Raw genomic sequence first — 20331 nt, 5'->3', positions numbered from 1 at the left:
GCTGTCTCGCATCATCGCTCTTGTGAGAGATGCCATCCCTCAGCTCGCCACGTTCGGTGGCGTCGGACTGCTCGCCTTCGTCGTCGACGTCGGCGGCTACAACCTGCTCCGGATCACTGTCATGCCGGACCAGGTCATCTGGGCCAAGGTCGTGTCTGTCACCGTGGCGACCGGCGTCGCCTGGCTCGGCCACCGCTACCTCACCTTCCGCCGCACCCGCCGGCCGGCGGTCGTGAAAGAACTGCTGCTGTTCGGGCTCGCCAACGGCGGAGGACTGCTCATCGCATCCGGCTGCCTGTTCGTCTCGCACTACGTGCTCGGCTTCACCTCCACGCTGGCCGACAACATCTCGGGCAACGTCGTGGGCCTCGTTCTCGGGACGCTCTTCCGCTACTTCACCTACCGGTTCCTCGTGTTCCGGTCCCCGCAGGAGGAAACATCGTGATGACTCCCCTCTCTCTTCGACCCTTCGAGAACGACACCGCGCCGAATCCGCTCCTGACACCGGCGCCCGATCAGGCGCCCGCACCGGACAGCGTGCCGAACCGGAATGTCCTCGACCCCGGTCTGACCGATGCGACCCAGAATGCGACTTCCGTGGACTGGGCGGCCGTGGTCGGCTACAGCGGGCTCGTGCTCGTCGCCTTCACGCTCACGATCATCGCCGTGACGACGCTCTGGTGGATGCTGTACGCGTGGCGCTCCAAGACCACCTACGACAGCACCGCGTTCTCGAAGGAGCCGCACGCGCCGCGCCACACGTTCACCCTCCTGGTGCCGGGACGGCACGAGGAAGAGGTGATGGGTCAGACGCTCGACGCCCTCGCCGCACAGACGCACCCTGACGTGCAGATCATCGCGATCGTCGGCGACGACGATCCCGGCACCACCGCCGTGGTGCGTGCCGCTGCCGCGCGGCATCCGGACCGCATCGAGGTCGTCGTCGACGACAGCGTCCCGAAGAACAAGCCGAAGGCGCTCAACCGCGCGCTCCCCTACGCTGCCGGCTCGATCATCGGCGTGTTCGACGCCGAGGACGAGGTGCACCCGGAGCTGCTCCGGCACATCGACTCGCGGTTCACCGAGACCGGCGCGACCGTCGTCCAGGGCGGGGTCCAGCTCATGAACTTCCGCACCACGTGGTGGTCGCTGCGCAACGTGCTCGAGTACTACTTCTGGTTCCGCTCCCGCCTGCACTTCCATGCCGGTGCGCGATTCATCCCGCTCGGCGGGAACACGGTCTTCGTCAAGAAGGACGCACTCGTGCGCAACGACGGCTGGGATGCCGAGTGCCTCGCCGAGGACTGCGAGCTCGGTGTGCGGCTGTCGAGCCAGGGCGAGAAGGTCGTCGTGGCCTACAGCCCCGAGTACGTCACACGGGAGGAGACCCCCGGAACGCTGAAGTCCTTCTACAAGCAGCGCACGCGCTGGAATCAGGGGTTCCTTCAGGTGCTCCGCAAGGGCGAGTGGCGCGCGCTGCCGAACCGCTCTCAGCGTCTCTTCGCGCGGTACATGCTCGCCATGCCGTTCCTGCAGGCGGCCACCGGGCTCCTCATCCCGCTTTCCGTGTTCCTGATCCTCGTGGTCAAGGTCCCCACGGTCGTCGCTCTCCTGACCTTCATCCCGCTCGCCCCGACACTCGTGACGGTGGCCGTGGAGATCGCCGGCCTCGGTGAATTCGGGCGGCTGTACGGGCAGAAGGTGCGCGTCCTCGACTACGTGCGACTGGTGCTCGGCACCATCCCGTTCCAGGTACTGCTCGCGGGTGCCGCCATCCGTGCCGTCTTCCGCGAGCTCCGCGGTGAGCGCGGCTGGGAGAAGACCGAGCACACCGGTGCCCACCGTGAAGGAGACGCGCCCACCGTCGACGCTCGCCTGAGCCCGATCCGCGAGGAGGTGGCCGCATGACCACCACCCTCGAGCGGCCCACCTCGCCGACGCCCGTCGTCGAGAATGCGCCGCAGACAGCCGATCGCACGCCGATCGTCGCGATCCGACACTCTGTTCGTCGAGTCGGTGACGAGCTGAGAGCACGCTCCCGTGCTCTCCTGTGGCTCCTGCCGGTGCTGCTCGTGAGCGCCGTCGTCAACTTCCTCAACGTCGGCGGTGCACCTCAGCGCATCGACGACGAGGGCACGTACACCGCTCAGGCCTGGGCGGTCACCCACCTCGGCGAACTCGCCCACTACACCTACTGGTACGACCACCCGCCGCTCGGCTGGTTGCAGATCGCCGGATACACGCAGCTCACGGGCGCTTTCGAGCGCTGGGACATCGCGGTGCTCGCCGGCAGGGAGGCCGTGCTCGTCGCCGCCCTCATCTCCGTCGTGCTGCTCTGGATGATCGCGCGTCGACTCGGCATGTCGCGCGGTGCGGCGGCGGCCACCGGACTGATCTTCGCGCTCTCGCCGCTGGCCGTGCAGTTCCACCGCACGGTGTACCTCGACAACGTCGCCGTGCCGTGGCTGCTGCTCGCGTTCTTCCTGGCGATGAATCGTCGCGGACAGCTCGCGGCCTTCGCAGGTTCCGCCGTCGCGTTCGGTATCGCAGTCCTCTCCAAGGAGACGTTCCTGCTGGCGCTGCCCATCCTGGTCTGGGTCATGGTGCGCAATGCCCGCACGGAGACCCGCCGCTACACGCTCTCCGTCGCGACGAGCATCCTGGTCCTGATCGGCGGCAGTTACCTTCTGCTCGCGGCCGTCAAGGGCGAGCTGTTCAGCGGGGCCGGACGAGTGAGCCTCATGGACGGCATCACCTTCCAGCTCGGCTCCCGTGAGGGCAGCGGATCGATCACCGACCCCGACTCGCTCATCAACCGCACCCTCGGAATGTGGTGGCAGCTCGATCCGGTCTTCATCGTGATGAGCCTGCTCGCCGCGATCGCGGCCGTCTTCAGCGCTCGCTTCCGCCCGTACGCCGTACTGCTGCTGGCGATGACGGTCTTCATGTTCCGGCCCGGCGGATACCTTCCCGTGCCCTACGTGATCATGCTGCTGCCGTTCGGAGCGCTGCTGATCGCCGGTGTCGTCGACCTCGCCGTCGCGAGGCTCCGTCGTAAGGGCGCCGCGCGTCGCAGACTCGCACTGGGTGCCGTCGTGGTCGCGGCGATCGGGGCTGTCGTCGCCGTCCCGCTGTGGACCGCGCAGCTGCGCGGCTTCGTGCTGGCCGACCTCGACGCGCCGCTGCGGAATGCGCAGGAGTGGCTCATCGAGAACGCCTCCACCGACCAGAGGGTGATCGTCGACGACGCGATGTGGGTCGACCTCGTCAAGGCCGGCTGGGACCGGGACAACGTCATCTGGTACTACAAGCTCGACACCGACCCCGCTGTCCAGGTGCAGTCGCCGAACGGCTGGCGCGACGCGGACTACGTCGTGACGACCGATTCGATGCGGACGTTCCCCGGTGCGTTCCCCGAAGTGCAGGAAGCGATCGACAACTCCGTCGCCGTCGCCACCTTCGGCGAGGGAACGCAGATGGTCGAGGTGCGCCGTGTCGCCGTCGACGGCGCCGACCAGGCGGCTGCGTCGCAGGAAGCAGCCTCCGCGTCGCAGGCCGCTCTGGGCGATCAACTCGTGACGAACCCGTTGGTGCAGCTCGGTGACGAAGATCGCGATCGCCTCGGGGCCGGGCAGGTCGATTCGCGGATCATCGCGGTCGTCGGAGCTCTGGCCGGTTCCGGTCGAGTGAGTGTGGCCGGCTTCCCGATCGTCGACGGAGAGGACGGCCGGCCCTTCCGACAGGTCGCGATCTCGGAGATCGCCGGTGCCCCCGCGGTCATCGACGGCGATCTCAGCGCCGATGCCCGATACCTCGTGGATTCCCTCGAGGGTACGTACCAACCCGACCGGATCCGCATCGAGGGCGACAGCATCGTCCTCCGCTATCCCGTGTCCCTGCAGCCGACGCTGCCCTGAATCCATCTCTCACCACCCGAAGGAGCACATCATGAACACCTCACGATTCCCGCACCTCAAGACACTCGTGGCGACCGGCGCGACCGCGCTGCTCATCGCCGTCGCTGTTCCGTCACCCGCTGCGGCAGCACCCGCCACCGCCCCTGGTTCGGCATCCGCCCCGACCGCAGTCGGAGCGCCCACAGGGTGGCTGCGCCTCGGACACCTCTCCCCCGACACCAAGTCCGTCGATGTCCGCGTCTCTGCGCTCAGCGGGGGGTCGACCCAATTCGAGCTCGACGGCGTGGGCTACGGCGACGTGTCGTCCTACCAGTCGCTTCCTGCCGGGAGCTACACGGTGAGCATGGTGCCCGCCGGAGCGTCCGGTTCGAGGGTGCCGATGATCTCGCAGACCATCATGGTCGAAGCCGGCACCGCCACCACCGTGGCCGCCTACGGCCCGACCGATGACCTGCAGGTACGCGCATTCGACGACGATCTCACCGAGCCGAGCACCGGTTCGGCGCGGATCCGCCTCATCCAGGCATCCACGATCACGCCGGAGGTCGATGTGAAGACGGAGCAGGGCGACCCGATCGCCGAGAGCGCGAAGGCCGGATCGGCCACGGGCTACGCGGAGATCCCCGCCGGCGACTGGACACTCGATCTGACCGGGAAGGGCGTGAGCGACACCGCCGACGTCTCCGTGGCACCCGGCAGCGTCACGACGCTGTTCGTGCTCGACACCTCCAGCGGCGGACTCACCATCCTGCCGGTGCTCGACAGTGCGGCCGTCGGCGACTCCCCTGACGGCGGTGTCGACACGGGCGGCGGATACCTCGCCTCCTCGGACGCTGACGCCTCCTCGCTCGCGAAGCTGCGGGGAGGGATCCTCTGATGCGCCGCGGAACCATCGTCGGAATCGCGGCAGGAGCCGTCGTCGTGACCGCAGGAGCAGCTTTCCTCGCAGTCGGACTCAGCTCCTCCGATCACGGGCCGCCGGATGCCGCCCCCGAGGCGACCTCGACGCCGCTGCCCTCTGACGAGAACGGCGCGCCCGAGCTGGACGCCACCGCGCTCGCCGACGCCTTCCTCGACGAATGGGTCGAAGACGGACGAGTGGTGCGTCATGACGAGGGCGGCGACACCGTGAGCGAGGGACAGGCGTACGGCCTGCTCGCTGCGGTCGTCGCAGACGACGAAGATGCCTTCGATGAGATCTGGGACTGGACGACCACGGAGCTGGTCCGCAGCGACGGCCTGATGGCCTGGCGCTGGGATGACGGCGCGGTCGTCGACGACGAGCCCGCCTCGGATGCCGACCTGGACGCCGCTCGCGCGCTGGTGCTGGCCGGAGACCGGTTCGGGCGAGACGACCTCCGCGAGGAAGGTGTCGAACTTGCGACCGTGATCGCCGACCGACTGACCGTGCAGACGGAGCGGGGCCGCATCCTGCTCCCCGGTCTCTGGGCGGCGGACCGCGAGCCCTACGCCTACAACCCGAGCTACGCCTCGCCCGTGGCGTTCGAGGTGCTCGGCGAGGCCACCGGCGACCCCCGCTGGGCCGAGCTGCAGGCGGGAAGCGCCGCGGTGACGGCCGAGATCCTGACGGCCACCGATCTGCCGCCCGACTGGGCGCAGGTGCACGCCGATGGCCTGATCGAGCCCATGCCCGGTCCCCTCGGCCAAGGCGATCCGGTGCAGTACGCGTTCGACGCGCCGCGCCTGATGCTGCGCTATGCCGAGTCGTGCACGCCGGAGGATGTCGCGCTCGCGGCGCTCCCCTTCGACGCGCTCGACCGGGAGAAGGACATCTCGTCTCGCCTCGATCTGGGCGCGGGACCGCTCTCCGAAGAGCAGTCGGCTCTCGGTTTCACCGCTCGTGCGGCTGCGGCGCAGGCGACCGGCGAAGAGGTCGCCAGCACGACCGACATGGAGCGTGCCGCGCAACTCACGGCGGAATACCCGACCTACTACGGTGACGCCTGGGTGATGCTCGCCACGGCCATGCTGACGGATGACTCCCTCGGCGGCTGCGGGAAGGCAGCGGTCTGATGGTCCGGGGCAGCGGAATCCGCCTCCTCGCCGCAGCCGGCGTTGTGGCGATGACGCTGCTCCTCGGCGCCTGCGGCGCGAACGACGATGCAGCTTCCGCGCCGAGCTCGGGAACGTCAGCGGACTCGTTCTCGGCCGGCGAGCTGCAGGACCCGGCAGCGCCGGAGGAGTCTGATGCCGCCGCTGCCCCGCCTGTGCGCGTGCAGATCCCGGCGATCGGCGTCGACTCGGCTCTGGAATCCCTCGCTCTCGGCGAGGGGGGCCGCCTGCAGGCTCCGGTCGACTACGACCTCGCCGGCTGGTACGCCGACGGTGTGCTGCCGGGTCAGGTCGGTCCCGCGATCATCGCCGGGCACGTGGATTCCCCGTCGGCCCCTGCGGTGTTCGCCCAGATCGGGAACCTCGTTCCGGGTGACGAGATCATCGTGACGCTGTCCGACGGTTCAGCGCTCACATTCGCGGTGAGCGACTCGATCCAGTCCGCGAAGGCGGAGTTCCCGACGGACGCCGTGTACAGCAACGTGCCGACGCCGGAGCTGCGCCTGATCACCTGCGGCGGCACGTTCGACTCGTCCACCGGCCATTACCTCGACAACCTCATCGTCTTCGCGGAACTCCGCGGCTGATCATCCGCTCTGAAAGGACTCTCATGAACGAGACACTCGTCATCATCCCGACCTACAACGAGATCGAGAACCTCGAGGCGATCGTCGGCCGCGTTCTCGCCGCGACCGACGTCGACATACTGGTCGTCGACGACTCCTCACCGGATGGAACCGGTGACCTGGCCGACGACCTCGCGACGCGTCACCCCGAGGTGCATGTGCTGCACCGCTCCGAGAAGAACGGGCTCGGCGGAGCGTACCTGGCGGGATTCGCGTGGGGCCTCGAGCGGGACTACTGGGCTCTCGTCGAGATGGACGCGGACGGGTCGCATCAGCCGGAGGCGCTGCCGAAGCTCGTGGACCAGCTCATCGACCACGATCTCGTGCTCGGCTCGCGCTGGGTGCCGGGTGGGCGCGTTCTCAACTGGTCGCGCCACCGCGAGATCCTCAGCAGGGGCGGCAACCTGTATGCGCGTCTGGCTCTGGGGATCGACGTGCGTGATTCCACGGGCGGATACCGGGTGTTCAGCGCGGCCGCGCTGCGGCGCATCGACCTGTCGAACGTCGCATCGCAGGGCTACTGCTTCCAGGTCGACCTGCTGTGGCGGGCGCTCGAGCGCGGACTGCGCGTCGTCGAGGTTCCGATCACCTTCGTCGAGCGCGTGCACGGCGAGTCGAAGATGAGCGGCTCGATCGTGTCGGAGTCGCTCGCCCTGGTGACGTGGTGGGGAATGCGCCGCCGCCTGTCGGCGATCGGCATGCTTCTTCGGCACGGACGGCGGCTGCGTTCAGTACGGGCCCTGTCGCACCGGATGCTGCCGCCTGTGCGCCCCTGATCCTTGAGCGGATGCCGTCAGCTGCGCCACACCGAGAGCATCTGCCACCCCTCGGGGACCTTCGCTTCGAGGGCCGCCATGTCATCGGCTTCGATCGTGGTCGGTTCGTCGCGCCGCTGGAAGCGACCCTCGACGATCCGGATGCCGCCGGGCCTCATCTCCACGTGCGCGGAGGCCATGTCCCAGCCGGCCGGAGCCTGTGCGAGCAGCTGCGAGCGGAGCTCAGGGATCTCGGTCCCCTCGACGGTCGCGGTCTGCCGTTCGGCGGGGCGGATCAGGGCAGCGAGCATGGGAACAGCCTAGGCGAGGGTGCAGATGCACACGCGCGCGGACACGAAGAGACCCTCGTGCTCCCGCCTCAGCGGCGAGGCTGCCGGCGGATGATCCAGATGATGACACCGACCGTGATGCCGACCGCCATTCCGATTCCGATTCCGAAGCCGACGCCGATCGAGGGAACCAGGAGCCCGACCACCACGCCGAGCAGGATTCCCCCCACGACACCGCCGATCGTGTAGGGGACCATGCCTTCATCAGAGTTCTTCGCATCCGCCATGCCCACACCGTAGTGCGGTTCGCCGGCGCCGATCTGGGCCTTGCACTGCGGAGGCGCTTTTGGCTACTCGTGTCGACGCGTGTCGCCGAAGAACGAGGGCCCCGCACCCCAGCCGTCCCGGGACACGAAAAAACCCCCGGAAAACCGGGGGTTTGTCTGTGCGCGATACTGGGATCGAACCAGTGACCTCTTCCGTGTCAGGGAAGCGCGCTACCGCTGCGCCAATCGCGCCTGTACAGGCTTTTCAGTTTTGTCTGCGACGAGGTGGCGACGGGATTCGAACCCGTGTAAACGGCTTTGCAGGCCGGTGCCTAGCCGCTCGGCCACGCCACCGTGTGGATTGACCCCACGTGCTTCGAGTCTCCAAGAGAAACTCACTGCACTCGAGCGGATGACGAGATTCGAACTCGCGACCCTCACCTTGGCAAGGTGATGCGCTACCACTGCGCTACATCCGCATTCGTTCCCGGTTGACCCGGGCACTCATGAAACATTAGCCGAAGATCGGCGAGGGTCCAAACCGGAATCGAATCCCGCGCGTGTCCGCCGGGGTGGTCCTCGCGGCGCCTGAGCGTCAGGTAGTATCTGTTGACGTACCCCACAGGTATGGGCGATTGGCGCAGTTGGTAGCGCGCTTCCTTCACACGGAAGAGGTCATCGGTTCGAGTCCGGTATCGCCCACAGCCAGAAGGCCCGGAATCACGCGCGAGTAGCGGATTCCGGGCCTCCGTCGTTTCGCCGTCAGGTGCCTCTACGGAATGGAAGCCCACTATGTCCACGTCGCGGGCGTCAATCATGTTCCGGCGAGGATCCCTAAGAAGGTCCGCTTGGCGCTGGTCGAGGCTGTGCAGGCTGCAGGCTTGGGGCGCACCGTCGAGATCAAGAGCTGACAACACGGTGGGACGGCGCAGCGCTTTGTGTGCGCCGTCCCACCGCTCGTCACGCGGTTAGATCGTTCTGCATAGTTTCGAGCAGGGCCATGATCGGTGCTGGCTGGTCCACCTTGTACGATTCCACGCCGGGCCCAGAAATCTTCACGCTACCGTCGAGCCCCGGGTAGTGGGCTGTGATCGTCAGCTCACCCGGCCAGCCGTACGATTCCGACCCTCGCGTATCGATGCGCATCCCGGCGGCGACGTCGATCGCTTCGAGGCTCTTACGCGGAAGGATGCGCGTCCGCACCTCCGTGTCGTCCTGTAGGACGTCGGCGATGTCGACCACGATCACTCGACTCCCCGTGAACAGCACTGTCCGAGCATGATTGCCCGGCTCTGCCGGGTCATACGTGGTCTGCGAGTACAGGACCTTCATGTCGCCGACGATTAGGGTGAGCGTACTCAGCAGCCGTGCGTACCACTTGGCGTAGCTTTCCCCTTTCACGGGCACATCAGCGAACGCACCGTTCCGCACCGCATAGTCGAGATCATTCGAGATCCGCCCGAGGCGCTCGTCAACTCTCATCGTGCACTTCCTTTCGTGTGTGATCGGAAGCGTACGCGTCGGTTCAGACACCTCAGGTCACCGGCCACCGTCCGCTGTCGTCGAGATTTGAGCCGAGCGGGGTGCGCCATTCGACTCGCCAATCGACGATGGGAGTGTGCCCGGTGCCGATGAACCGGGCGGGCAACTGGATGGATAGACCAGAGCGCGGAGGCACCTCCGCCTCCTCATGTGCCTCTTCACCGATGACTGTCGCGTCTGTCACCATGCGGACGTCGAAGGCAGTGTCTTGACCACGGTTCCCGAGGATCCACTTTCCGGTGCTCTCCTGCCAAATTGGCTCCCACCGCACGTCGTGCCGTTCGGTGTCGCGGGCATCTTGCCTGCGCAGCAGGTCGCGAGCATCGGCTGCGATGCGGTTCGCGTCTTCGAGCGCCACAGCTGACGCCTTCTGTGCAGAAATCGCCTCGTCTCGCGCGGTCTCCGCCTTGCCGGCGTCTCGCAGCGCAGCGCGCGCCTGCACGACCGCGACGACGGCCCCGATACCGCTCACGACGAGCAGGGCGAAGTTGATGAACAGTGCCGGGAGTTGCTCTTCCATGGCGCGATCGTATCGGCCCGCAGTACTTCCCGACGCGATGCCTGAGCGCGGCCTTTCACGCCGCCGCCGTTGGCTCAGCGTTCGCACGGCCGGGGGTGCGCTGCGGCTCCTGGCCTTTTCTGCGACGTGCTCCCCCAGAACCCGGCGATCGCCTCCACCGGGGCGCACTCCCTGTTCAGTTAGACGGGATGCCGACGGTCGCGACAAGCCTCAATGAGCCACGCGCGCGCAGCTTCTAGCGATTGGTGGACCTCCTCACCCACGAGAGTATCGACGTACCTCTCCCGCTCGATACAGCCGCGCGTCGCACTGTTGCCGGTGAGGTTCATCGACTCCACCGTGCGCCACCTGTAGGCCTTGGAGATGTAGAACACTCCGCGGGGCTCCTCAGACACAAATGGATGCACGTGTCCGCCTCCCGTGGAGATCAGGTCATGGGTGACGGTTCCGAGCCCACCGAAGCCCCGGGATCACAGCCCCGCCGGCGTCCGCATCCCTCGCCCTCGCCCTCGCGTACGGCGTCTTCTCCGTGCCTCCGAGTCGCTCATCGAGGGATGCAATCCACCAGCACGCCTCAGCGATCGCCGCGAGGACTTGGAAGTGCTCCTCGCGCGAGTCCGCGACGTTTTCGATGGTTCGGAGCTTCTCGGCGATGGCCCACAACGCGAGGTCGTGGTCGGGGTCGCTCTGGGCGTTCATCTGTTCATCTTGCACCTCGACGGCCGTAGCGTGGTGAGAGTGCAGGACAGACTGTTGAAGGTGGCCGAGGTCGCCGAGATCCTCGGCGTCGGAATCGATTGGGTCTACGAGCGCATCAGGCGCGGTGAGATCCCTGTCGTCGAACTCGGCGATACGCGCAAGAACCAGCGTGTGGCCGAGAGCGACCTCACGGACTATGTTCGTGCCCGCCGACGCTAGCCGGCCGACTCCTCAGCGTCCGTCGACGCATCGACCTGCGGCTCACTCGCCGACGCTCCGAATAGACGCGCGCTACGCTCCTCCTGCGTCTTCCAGCGAGCTTCGCGCTCCTCTTGCATCCGCTGCCGGGCGGTCTGAACTCGGAATCCCGCCTCGAGGTGCACGTTGATCGAGTCCGCAGCGCGAGTCAGGGCCTCGTCGGCCTCCTTCTGGTTATGTGCAGCCGCCACGAGCTTCTTGAGTTGACTGGTGACGTCGGCATAACGGTCGCGCTCTACGAGAGTCGCCGCCCACTGATCCACGTCGAGAACGCTCTCGCTGTCCCACGATTCGCCGGCGGGTCCGTCGTAGATCGCCTTGACTTCGAATCGGCGCGGCAGATCAGTTGGGTTCTGGTCATCGTCATAACGGTTCAGCATGTAGCTGATCTTTCGCCCCGGGGCCAAGAACGGGATACTGCCGTCGACCATGGCGCGATCGAGAGCCTCCTGACTTCTCTCGTCCAACGCGATGGGGCGCTCGCTCCACTCAAACCGGATGTTGCGAGCGGCTGTCTGTCCGGCATTCGAGACGTCAATACATGCATACAGAGCACCCAGGAACCGGAAGTCAACCACGACGAACGGCCGCGCCTGCTCGAGCCGGCTGTTCACCGAGATTCGATATTGCCGGAGCGCGATGATCGCGGCGACGAGGGCGATCGTAGCGGTTACGAACGCCCAGAAGGCTTGCCATTCCGCAGCATTCGGCCAACCGTCCCAACGGAACAAGGCGATCATCATATGCAGTCTGGCCAAGTTCATGCGTGCACTCTATCGGCGACACGTCCGTGTGAGCGGGAGTGTGTGCACACGGAACAGGAATGGGCAGTACTGGGCCGCATCCACCCAGATCATTGGACGGGCTCTCCCCAACGAATCACGCTCTATCAGCATTCATCCGGAGCTAGCCGGACGGGTCGCACTTGATTCACACGGAAGAGGTCATCGGTTCGAGTCCGGTATCGCCCACCACATCACTCTTTCTCGGCTCGCACCTGCGACGCATCACGCCCGCGGCGCGTACCGCAGCTGCACGTTGCCGGAGTCCTCGAACGTGCGCGCCTCAAGGAGTTCCAGCGGCATCGGAGAATCCCAGAGCGGCACACCGACTCCGAGCGCATCGGGACTGATCATGATCCGCAACTCGTCGATCACACCCGCCTGAGCGAGCACGTTCCACAGGGTGCGACTCGCGAAGATCGCGATGTCTCCCTCGCCCCGGAGACGCTCGGCGGCGATCCAGTCGAGCGCCTCACTCCGACCGATGACCGTGGTGCTGTCATGCCAGGCGTTCTCGGCGGGCACCGCACCCTGGTCGCTGACGACCACCTTCGGCACGGCCGAGTATCGGCGGCTGATGGCACGGTTCACGTCGTCGAGCGCCCGCCCCTCCGGCGACTCCGGGTCCTCGGCCGCCGGCGCATCCGCGACGAACGGCCAGTACTGGCTGAAGCCTTCGAACGAGTTCCGTCCCAGAAGCACGGTTCCGGCGGCCTCGATCGAGGCGAGGTTCTCCCGGTCGAATGCGGCATCCATGTTCAGGACGAGCGGGTTCCCGTCAGCGGCCGAGTAGAAGCCGTCGACGGAGACGATGTTGTTCACGATGACCTTGCGCATGATGGTGATTCCCTTTCGGTGAGTCGGTTCACCAGTAGAGAGACGTCGTCGACCACGAATTCATCGGTGCGCGGAAAGATTCTTCGGGCCGCCCGCACCGATGGGGCAGAATCAGGTCGCATGAGTGACCTCGACGGCGCGGTGAATCTGACCGCTGCGGCATCCGGAGACGGCCGAGCGTTCGAGCGCGTCATCGCCCCGCACCGCCGCGAACTCCTCGTGCATGCGTACCGCCTCCTCGGCAGCTCCTCCGACGCCGAGGACGCACTCCAGGAGGCGCTGCTCACCGCCTGGCGCGCTCTCGACACACTCCGCGAACCGGGCGCGCTGCGACCCTGGCTGTACCGTCTCACCACCCGCGTGGCGATGCGCTTCGCCGAACGTCGCGGACCTCGCATGCTGTCGTGGGATGCCGGCGAGGCGCACGATCCCGCCGCACCACTCGGACCCCCGTCCGGTGGCCCCTGGATCGAGCCGTTCCGCGATCCCGACCCCGCACGCGCGGTGGAACGCCGCGAGCACATCGAACTCGCCTGGATGTCGGCGCTGCAGCTGCTGCCTCCGTTGCAGCGCGCCACCGTCGTGCTGAAAGACGTGCTCGGCTACTCCTCCGCCGAGACGGCGGCGGCTCTCGAGACCACCACGGCCGCCGTGAACAGTGCCCTCCAGCGCGCCCGAGTGACGCTTGCAGCCTCGAGTGCGGGCAATGAGTCGGCACCGACGCGTGCGACGTCGGCGACCGCCGCCGATCGGGATGCCGTGCGGCGATTCTCCGACGCATTCGCGGCATCGGACATCGTCACGATCGTCGAACTCCTCGCCGACGACGTCCGCTTCACCATGCCGCCACTCCCCGCGTGGTTCGACGGCCGACAGGACGTTCGCGCATTCCTCGCGGAGCGCGTCCTCGCGACACCGTGGCGCCTCGAGCCGCTGGGCGACGTCAACGGCCACCCCGCGCTGCTCGGCCATCAGTGGCAGGACGACGCCTACCGTCCCGCGGCCGTCATGGTCATCCATGCGGATGACGGACAGATCACCTGGATTGCGACGTTCATCGAACCGTCGCTCGTCGCGGAGTGGTCGGGTCCGGCCCGTTGATCGCAGTGCGTCAGTCGGCCGAATCGAGCGGAACGCGCAGCACCCGGTCGTCAGCTTCGATCGGCGACCCCCGCCCGTCTCGGTTGTTCGTGAGCACCCACAGCGCCCCATCCGGTGCGACCACGACGTCACGCAGACGCCCGAACTCTCCGACGTAGTGCTCGGCGGCCACGGCGACATTGCCGAGAGGCACCTCCCGCAGCCGTTCCCCTCGGAGATTCGCCACGAACACCGCCCCGCCGGTGACCGCGATGCCGCTGGGACTCGCCTCGTCCGGGTGCCACTGCTGCACGGGATCGACGAAGCCGTCACGATCCGCGATGCCCTCGACCTCCGGCCAGCCATAGTTCCCGCCCGGCTCGACGATGTTCAGTTCGTCCCAGGTGTCCTGCCCGAATTCGCTGGCAAAGAGAGTTCCCTCGTCGTCCCAGGCGATGCCCTGGGGATTGCGGTGCCCGTAGCTGAAGACCGGCGAGCCCTCGAAGGGATTGTCATCGGGCACGTCGCCGTCCGGAGTGAGGCGGAGGATCTTCCCGGACAGCGAGTCGAGATCCTGCGCCCGCGACGGCTGACCGGCGTCTCCCACCGTGGCGTAGAGCATGCCGTCGGGCCCGAAGGCGATGCGGCCGCCGTTGTGGTTACCCGCAGCCTCGAGTCCCGTGAGCACGGATTCGGATGACCCGAGCCGCAGCTCTCCCGGTTGCCCCATCAGCTCGTACCGTTCGATGCGATTGCCCGATGCCGAAGTGAAGTAGGCATAGAGATCGTCCTCGTAGACGGCGATGCCCAGCAGCCCGCCCTCGCCACGCGGTGCGACGCCGTCGATGACGCCCACCTCGCGTGCGGTGCCGTCTGCGGACAGCTCGATGATGCGCGCGGTGTCACGTTCGCTGATCAGGGCGACGTCGCCGTGGAAGGCGATCGACCACGGCACCGCGAGACCTTCGGCGATGACCTCCGCGTCTCCCGTCACCTCGACCGAAGGGTTCGAGCGGTCTGGCACTCCGGGATCCACGGCCGTACCGACCGTGCACGCGGTGAGGACTGCGGAGACCGCGACGATCGTCACCACCATGCCGGAATACCGCGCGAATCCGTTCATCTGCGACCCCTCCGCCGAGAACACCTGCACCGAGTCTGCCAAGTTTCGTGTGGTTCCGGGAGCGGATGCCGCCATCCCGCTACGTTTGTGCCATGAAATCGCGCACTGCCGCCATCGCGTTCCGGCTCTTCTTCGCTGCTCTCTCGCTCGTGGCGGTCGGGGTCCAGTTCTTCGCCGTGACCGTCCCCCAGGGGCACAGCATCGTCAACTTCTTCTGCTACTTCACGAACCTGTCGAACATCATGATCTCCATCGTGTTCATCGTGAGCGCACTGCGACTGATCTCCGGCCGCAAGGATCCCTCGGATTCCGATGTCGCGATCCGCGGCGGCGCGGTCGTCTACATCGCCTTCGTCGGCATCGTGTTCAACACGATCCTCGCCGACACCGATCTCGGGGAGCTGATCCCGTGGGTGAACGTCGTCGTGCACATGATCGTGCCGGTCGCCGGCGTCGTCGACTGGCTGATCTGGGCCCCGCGTCGGCATCTTCCCTTCCGGGTCGCCCTGTGGTGGATGATCTGGCCTGCCGCGTACTCGATCTTCTCCGTGGTGCGGGGAGCGATCGACGGCTTCTACCCCTACCCGTTCTTCAACCCGAACGTCTCCGGCGGATACGGCGGGGTCGTCGTCTGGTGCCTCGTGCTCGTGGTGGCGTTCTTCGTGCTCGCGGTGGTCATCCGATGGGTGGGCAACCTGCGCCATCGTTCCCTCCACCGGACGGCGTGAGGCGCGCACCCTCCGCGATCCGACCCGACCTCCGTGTCCGACCCCGCGCGTAGCGTGCGTCCATGCGGTCGAACCACGCGCTCCCCGGGCCCTGCCGTCTCTGCGGAGGGCTGTCGGGCACGCGGGTCGGCGAAGCGTGGATCTGCGACGCGTGCGGATGGCGGTTCGGTGACGTGCCCGATGACGACCTGCCGCTCCCCCGGGTCGATGTCGTGTACTACCTGCGCTACGACCGCCGAGTGAAGATCGGCACGAGCCGGAGCCCCCGCCAGCGGCTGACGCGCATCCTGCACCACGAACTGCTGGCGTTCGAGCGCGGCGGCAGAGACCTCGAGCAGCGCCGGCATCGTGAGTTCGCCACGATCCGGGAAGGCGGAGAGTGGTTCACCCTGACGGACGACCTCCGCGCGCACGTCTCCGGGATACGGGCGGCGGGCGAACCGTGGCAGCTCTACGCCCGCTGGCTGAGCGGTGCCCTGCGCGGGGAAGATCTCCCCGGGTGACGGCGATCCGGTCGCTCGCGGCTGGGTCCCAGGCCACCCTGCTACGGTGAGGAGGCCGGCAGCTCGCCGGCGTCAGGGAAGACTTCTTGTCGACCAACGGGCCGTTTCGGCCATTTCGTTCTCCGTCGCCTCCTCTGTGCGAGTCCGAGGAGAGCCATGTCTCACCCAGCCCTGCCCGTCGATCCGACCGTCACGCATGCGTGGGCCGAGCCGATCCCGCTGCCCGTCGGCACCACCGCCGTGATCTACTGCGAAGGCCAGTTCGGCGAGCAGGACGGCAAGACGGCCAACGGATTGGTCCGCCATTCCGAGAAGTACGACATCCTCAGCGTCATCGACAGCACGCACGCGGGCGCCGATGCCGGAATGCTGCTCGACGGTGCGGCCGTCGGCATCCCGGTCCTCGACGGTCTCACGTCGGCGATCGCCCACGCGGGCTTCGTGCCGGACTACCTGATCTGCGGAGTGGCGCCGGCCGACGGCCTGCTCTCCGCCGACCAGCGCACCGTGCTGCTCGACGGCATCGCCCGCGGGATGCACATCATCAACGGCCTCCACGAGTTCCTGACGGATGACGCGGAGTTCGTCGCCGCGAGCCTGCTCGCCGGCGTCACGATCACCGACATCCGCCGCCCGAAGGAGAAGAAGGACCTTCACCTCTTCTCGGGCCGGATCTTCGACGTCACCTGCCCGCGCATCGCCATCCTCGGCACCGACGGCGCCATCGGCAAGCGCACGACCGCGACGCTGCTCGTGCGCGCGCTGAACGAGCACGGCATCCACGCCGTGATGGTCGGCACCGGACAGACCACGATCATCCAGGGCGGCAAGTACGGCGTGGCGCTGGACGCACTCGTGCCGCAGTTCTGCTCGGGCGAGGTCGAGAACCAGGTCGTCGCCGCGTTCGAGGGCGAGGATCCCGACGTCATCATCGTCGAGGGTCAGGGCGCGCTCAGCCACCCCGCCTACATCACGTCGGCGCACATCCTCCGCGGCAGCCAGCCCGCCGGTGTCATCGTGCAGCACGCCCCGGGGCGCAAGGTGCTCGGCGACTTCCCGATGGTGGCCATGCCCACCGTCGAGAGCGAAGTCGCCCTGATCGAAGCCTTCGCAGACACGCGAGTCATCGGGATCACGGTGAACCACGAGAACCTCTCGGCGGATCAGCTCGGCACGGCCATCGACGAGATCGAACTGAGCCTGGGCCTTCCGGCCACGGATCCGCTGACACGTCCGCTGACCGAGCTCGTCGAGATGGTGCTGCAGGCGTTCCCGGCGCTCAGCCCGCTGCAGCCCACCCGTAGCGGCGTGTGAGCGCACCCACGACCCTGTCGTAGAGCCTGCGGTCCAGGACGGCGGCCTCCCTCCGGAGGCCGTCCTCGTGCACGCTGTAGAGCTGCTCGATGTCGACCCAGGACTCTCGTCCCTGTGAATCCCACGCTCCGGATCCGATGGTGAGGAAGTCCCGGTCGCCGTCGTGCGCCTTGCTGGTCATGCGCACCGCGTAGACGCGATCCGCCGACTCGCGCCCGATGACGAGCACCGGTCGATCCTTGCCGCGGCCGTCGTTCTCCTCGTACGGCACCCAGGTCCAGACGATCTCCCCGGCATCCGGTGCACCGTCGCGCTCCGGAGCGTAGGCGACCTGCAGGCGGTCGATGCTGTCCGGGTCGATGCGGATCGTCGCGGTGCCGCCGCTGCTCCCCCGGTCCTCCTGTCGGGCACTCGAGGCCGTCGGTGCCGCCCCGGAGGGCCGCACACGCGCAACCGGGCGTCTCGGACGATTCGTCCGAGACGCCCGGTTCGATCCGAGAGCCTTCTGCAGGATCTTCGCGAGTGCTGCCAGGATGCCGTCGGTGTTGCTCACACGGTCACCCTAACCGCTGTCACGCGTCGGTGAGCGCGTAGCCCTCCTCGCCGTGGACGACCGAGTCGACACCGGCGATCTCGTCTTCGTTCGTGACACGGAAGCCGATGGTCTTCTCGATCGCGAAGCCGATGATGAAGGCGACCACGAAGGAGTAGATCAGGACGCCGAAGGCGGCGATCACCTGGACGGCGAGCTGACGGGCGTCACCGCCGACGAACAGGCCGGTGTCGGTGGCGAAGAAGCCGAGGTACAGGGTTCCGATGACACCGCCGACGAGGTGGATGCCGACCACGTCGAGCGAGTCGTCGAAGCCGAGGCGGAACTTCAGCTCGACCGCGAGGGCGCAGACGACACCGGCGACGGCACCGAGCAGCAGGGCCCAACCGGGCGTCAGGTTGGCGCAGGCCGGGGTGATCGCGACGAGACCCGCGACCGCACCGGATGCCGCACCGACCGAGGTGGGCTTGCCGTCCTTGATCTTCTCGATCAGGATCCAGCCGAGGATGGCCGCGGCCGTCGCACCGAGCGTGTTGAGACCGATGAGTCCGACGCCGCCCATGTCCTCGGCGAGCCACTCCGCACCGGCGTTGAAGCCGAACCAGCCGAACCACAGCAGCGCAGCACCGAGGAGCGTCAGCGGCACGTTGTGCGGCTTGAGGATGCCCTTCTGGAAGCCGATGCGCTTGCCGAGGACGATCGCCAGGGCGAGAGCGGCAGCACCCGCGTTGATGTGCACCGCGGTACCACCGGCGTAGTCGATGACGCCGATGCCGCTCTCTTCACCGAAGAGGGTGGTGCCGAGGTTCATGATCCAACCGCCGCCCCAGACCCATGCGGCGACCGGGAAGTAGCCGACGGTGGCGAAGACACCGGCGAAGATCAGCCAGCTGCCGAACTTCGCGCGGTCGGCGATGGCGCCGGAGATCAGTGCGACCGTGATGATCGCGAAGGTGGCGCCGTAGGCGACGCCGAGCAGGGCGACGTTCGAACCCTCACCCGAGGCGAGGCTCGAGAGGCCGAAGTCGGCGAACGGGTTGCCGGCGAAGGCGGTCGGGCTGTCGACGGCACTCATCGAGAAGCCGAAGAGAATCCACAGCACGGCGACAAGGCCGATCGAGCCGAAGCTCATCATCATCATGCTGACGACGCTCTTCGCCTTGACGAGACCGCCGTAGAAGAAGGCGACGCCAGGCGTCATGAGCAGAACCAACGCTGTCGCGGTGATCGCCCACGAGATGTTGCCGGGAGCATCCATAGGAAAACCTCACATCCGAAGTAATTGAGAGCTTCAGTGTGACGACGCGCCGTTTCGCGCATGGGTGAGGTTTGTTTCGTGACTGTTACAGGAGGGTCCTGGGTGTGAACATCGCGTTACACGGGCCTGCAGGGTCACGCAGAATGCGTGAGGGCGTTCAGTCGTGAGATGGCGCGCAGGTACTTCTTGCGGTATCCGCCGGCGAGCATCTCGTCGGAGAACACCGAGTCCAGGCCGAGGCCCGTGGCGATGATCGGGATCTGCGCGTCGTACACGCGATCCACGAATGCGACGAAGCGCAGCGCCTCGGACTGGTCGGTCAGCTGACGGACCCCACGGAGCCCCACCTGAGTGAGTCCGTCGATCACGCGGATGTACCGCGACGGGTGCACCTGCGCCAGGTGACGGATGAGATCGTCGAACCCGTCGTCGGATGCCGAGCCGGCAGCCCCCGCCGTCTCGCTGGCCGCTGCGTACGCGTCGTCGTCGAGCACGACGGCGTGTCCGTCGAGGGCGCGCTGGCGGAAGTCCACGCCGTCGATACGGATCGTCTGGAAGCTGTCCGACATCGCGTGGATCTCACGGAGGAAGTCCTGAGCGGCGAAGCGTCCCTCACCGAGCGCGTTCGGCGGGGTGTTGGACGTCGCCGCCAGGCGCGTCCCGGTGGGGACGAGCTCTCCCAGCAGACGGGTCATGACCATGGTGTCGCCCGGATCGTCGAGCTCGAACTCGTCGATGCAGAGGAGATCGGCGCCCTTGAGCAGGTCGACCGTGTTCTTGTAGCCGAGGGCCCCGACCAGAGCGGTGTACTCGATGAACGAGCCGAAGTACTTCCGTCGCGCTGGCATCGCGTGATAGATCGACGCGAGAAGGTGGGTCTTGCCGACTCCGAAGCCGCCGTCGAGGTAGACGCCCGGCTTGACCTCGGGCTCCTTCTTCCCCCGGCTGAAGAACCCGCCGCGCTTCACCGGACCGCCGCGGCCCGCGAAGCGGATGAGCGTCTCCTTGGCCTCCTCCTGCGAGGGATAGGCAGGATCGGCGCGGTAGCTCTCGAAGGTCGCGGTGTCGAACTGCGGCGGCGGCACCAGACTCGCGAGCATCTCGGGTCCGCTGACAGCGGGCTGACGCTCGGTGAGGTGCACGATTCCCGTGCGGCTGGTGGTGTCGGTCATCACGGTCCTGAATCAGGCACGGGCCTGTGTCGAAG

At 67.1% G+C, this 20331-nt stretch carries 23 protein-coding genes and 4 tRNA genes; 13 read left to right on the top strand and 14 right to left on the bottom strand.

The genetic code is table 11. The features are described 5' to 3' along the window. Positions 1-22: 22 nt before the first annotated feature. The 7 genes from LC452_RS21110 to LC452_RS21080 are packed head-to-tail and all read left to right on the top strand — an operon-like array spanning position 23 to position 7392. Positions 23-445: a GtrA family protein gene (locus LC452_RS21110; protein WP_223628827.1), complete on the top strand. Its 423-nt coding sequence runs from the start codon at positions 23-25 to the stop codon at positions 443-445. After that, the gene (locus LC452_RS21105; protein ID WP_223628859.1) at positions 445-1908 is read left to right on the top strand and encodes a glycosyltransferase; all 1464 of its coding nucleotides are present in this window, start codon (positions 445-447) and stop codon (positions 1906-1908) included. Before LC452_RS21110 ends, LC452_RS21105 begins: the two co-directional genes overlap by 1 nt. After that, positions 1905-3917 carry a glycosyltransferase family 39 protein gene (locus LC452_RS21100; protein WP_223628825.1) on the top strand — a complete coding sequence of 671 codons (2013 nt, stop codon included), beginning with the start codon at positions 1905-1907 and terminating at the stop codon, positions 3915-3917. Before LC452_RS21105 ends, LC452_RS21100 begins: the two co-directional genes overlap by 4 nt. Before the next feature lie 31 nt (positions 3918-3948). Further along, on the top strand, positions 3949-4794 hold the full coding sequence (locus LC452_RS21095) for a DUF4397 domain-containing protein (RefSeq protein ID WP_223628823.1): 846 nt from the start codon (positions 3949-3951) through the stop codon (positions 4792-4794). Next, positions 4794-5951, top strand: coding sequence for a glycosyl hydrolase family 8 (locus tag LC452_RS21090; protein ID WP_223628821.1), 1158 nt, complete (start codon positions 4794-4796; stop codon positions 5949-5951). The genes LC452_RS21095 and LC452_RS21090 overlap by 1 nt, the downstream gene beginning before the upstream one ends. After that, entirely contained in the window at positions 5951-6577 is a 627-nt protein-coding gene (locus LC452_RS21085) for a class F sortase (protein WP_223628820.1), read from the top strand. Before LC452_RS21090 ends, LC452_RS21085 begins: the two co-directional genes overlap by 1 nt. A 23-nt stretch (positions 6578-6600) precedes the next feature. Beyond that, positions 6601-7392: a polyprenol monophosphomannose synthase gene (locus LC452_RS21080; RefSeq protein ID WP_223628819.1), complete on the top strand. Its 792-nt coding sequence runs from the start codon at positions 6601-6603 to the stop codon at positions 7390-7392. A gap of 17 nt (positions 7393-7409) precedes the next feature. Here the strand turns inward: LC452_RS21080 and LC452_RS21075 are convergent, their stop codons facing one another. From LC452_RS21075 to LC452_RS21055, 5 genes are all read right to left on the bottom strand, one after another. Next, positions 7410-7682, bottom strand: coding sequence for a hypothetical protein (locus LC452_RS21075; protein ID WP_223628817.1), 273 nt, complete (start codon positions 7680-7682; stop codon positions 7410-7412). Positions 7683-7750: 68 nt separating this feature from the next. Next, positions 7751-7948, bottom strand: coding sequence for a hypothetical protein (locus LC452_RS21070; protein WP_223628816.1), 198 nt, complete (start codon positions 7946-7948; stop codon positions 7751-7753). Positions 7949-8107: 159 nt separating this feature from the next. Next, positions 8108-8179, bottom strand: a tRNA-Val gene (locus tag LC452_RS21065). Positions 8180-8210: 31 nt separating this feature from the next. Next, positions 8211-8281 (bottom strand) — tRNA-Cys (locus tag LC452_RS21060). Between the two features lie 53 nt (positions 8282-8334). Beyond that, positions 8335-8406: transfer RNA gene (locus LC452_RS21055), tRNA-Gly, on the bottom strand. A 150-nt stretch (positions 8407-8556) separates the two neighbouring features. Here LC452_RS21055 and LC452_RS21050 point away from each other — a divergent pair. Next, positions 8557-8629: transfer RNA gene (locus tag LC452_RS21050), tRNA-Val, on the top strand. 258 nt (positions 8630-8887) lie between these two features. Here LC452_RS21050 and LC452_RS21045 read toward each other — a convergent pair. The 3 genes from LC452_RS21045 to LC452_RS21035 form a co-directional block, all read right to left on the bottom strand. Continuing rightward, entirely contained in the window at positions 8888-9409 is a 522-nt protein-coding gene (locus tag LC452_RS21045) for a hypothetical protein (RefSeq protein ID WP_223628815.1), read from the bottom strand. Positions 9410-9461: 52 nt separating this feature from the next. Next, positions 9462-9989, bottom strand: a complete 528-nt coding sequence (locus LC452_RS21040; protein WP_223628813.1) for a hypothetical protein — start codon at positions 9987-9989, stop codon at positions 9462-9464. 432 nt (positions 9990-10421) lie between these two features. Continuing rightward, positions 10422-10688: a hypothetical protein gene (locus tag LC452_RS21035; RefSeq protein WP_223628811.1), complete on the bottom strand. Its 267-nt coding sequence runs from the start codon at positions 10686-10688 to the stop codon at positions 10422-10424. 39 nt (positions 10689-10727) lie between these two features. Between LC452_RS21035 and LC452_RS21030 the strand changes: the two genes are divergently transcribed. Then, entirely contained in the window at positions 10728-10907 is a 180-nt protein-coding gene (locus LC452_RS21030; protein WP_223628810.1) for a helix-turn-helix domain-containing protein, read from the top strand. Here LC452_RS21030 and LC452_RS21025 read toward each other — a convergent pair. Together LC452_RS21025 and LC452_RS21020 are read right to left on the bottom strand one after the other, a co-directional pair. Next, on the bottom strand, positions 10904-11710 hold the full coding sequence (locus LC452_RS21025; RefSeq protein WP_223628808.1) for a hypothetical protein: 807 nt from the start codon (positions 11708-11710) through the stop codon (positions 10904-10906). The two genes, LC452_RS21030 and LC452_RS21025, sit on opposite strands and share 4 nt — an antisense overlap. Before the next feature lie 243 nt (positions 11711-11953). Continuing rightward, positions 11954-12565 (bottom strand): dihydrofolate reductase family protein, encoded by a 612-nt coding sequence (locus LC452_RS21020; protein ID WP_223628807.1) that lies wholly within the window; start codon positions 12563-12565, stop codon positions 11954-11956. A 120-nt stretch (positions 12566-12685) separates the two neighbouring features. Here LC452_RS21020 and LC452_RS21015 point away from each other — a divergent pair, with 120 nt between their 5' ends. After that, positions 12686-13666: an RNA polymerase subunit sigma-70 gene (locus tag LC452_RS21015; protein ID WP_223628806.1), complete on the top strand. Its 981-nt coding sequence runs from the start codon at positions 12686-12688 to the stop codon at positions 13664-13666. Between the two features lie 10 nt (positions 13667-13676). Here the strand turns inward: LC452_RS21015 and LC452_RS21010 are convergent, their stop codons facing one another. After that, positions 13677-14768 (bottom strand): sorbosone dehydrogenase family protein, encoded by a 1092-nt coding sequence (locus LC452_RS21010; RefSeq protein ID WP_223628803.1) that lies wholly within the window; start codon positions 14766-14768, stop codon positions 13677-13679. Between the two features lie 92 nt (positions 14769-14860). Here LC452_RS21010 and LC452_RS21005 point away from each other — a divergent pair, with 92 nt between their 5' ends. From LC452_RS21005 to LC452_RS20995, 3 genes are all read left to right on the top strand, one after another. After that, the gene (locus tag LC452_RS21005) at positions 14861-15496 is read left to right on the top strand and encodes a Pr6Pr family membrane protein (RefSeq protein WP_223628802.1); all 636 of its coding nucleotides are present in this window, start codon (positions 14861-14863) and stop codon (positions 15494-15496) included. 62 nt (positions 15497-15558) lie between these two features. Then, on the top strand, positions 15559-15999 hold the full coding sequence (locus LC452_RS21000; RefSeq protein WP_223628800.1) for a GIY-YIG nuclease family protein: 441 nt from the start codon (positions 15559-15561) through the stop codon (positions 15997-15999). 156 nt (positions 16000-16155) lie between these two features. Continuing rightward, positions 16156-17313 (top strand): DUF1611 domain-containing protein, encoded by a 1158-nt coding sequence (locus tag LC452_RS20995; protein ID WP_223628798.1) that lies wholly within the window; start codon positions 16156-16158, stop codon positions 17311-17313. Here the strand turns inward: LC452_RS20995 and LC452_RS20990 are convergent. From LC452_RS20990 to zapE, 3 genes are all read right to left on the bottom strand, one after another. Further along, positions 17279-17866, bottom strand: a complete 588-nt coding sequence (locus LC452_RS20990) for a type II toxin-antitoxin system PemK/MazF family toxin (protein WP_223628797.1) — start codon at positions 17864-17866, stop codon at positions 17279-17281. The two genes, LC452_RS20995 and LC452_RS20990, sit on opposite strands and share 35 nt — an antisense overlap. 19 nt (positions 17867-17885) lie before the next feature. Further along, entirely contained in the window at positions 17886-19124 is a 1239-nt protein-coding gene (locus tag LC452_RS20985) for an ammonium transporter (RefSeq protein WP_223628796.1), read from the bottom strand. A gap of 134 nt (positions 19125-19258) precedes the next feature. Further along, positions 19259-20296: a cell division protein ZapE gene (gene zapE, locus LC452_RS20980; RefSeq protein WP_223628795.1), complete on the bottom strand. Its 1038-nt coding sequence runs from the start codon at positions 20294-20296 to the stop codon at positions 19259-19261. Between the last annotated feature and the right edge of the window lie 35 nt (positions 20297-20331).

It is taken from the genome of Microbacterium sp. EST19A (assembly GCF_019969685.1).
Lineage (GTDB): Bacteria > Actinomycetota > Actinomycetes > Actinomycetales > Microbacteriaceae > Microbacterium.
The sequence above is the reverse complement of the archived record's forward strand: the minus strand, read 5'-3'. Positions and strand labels throughout refer to the sequence as shown.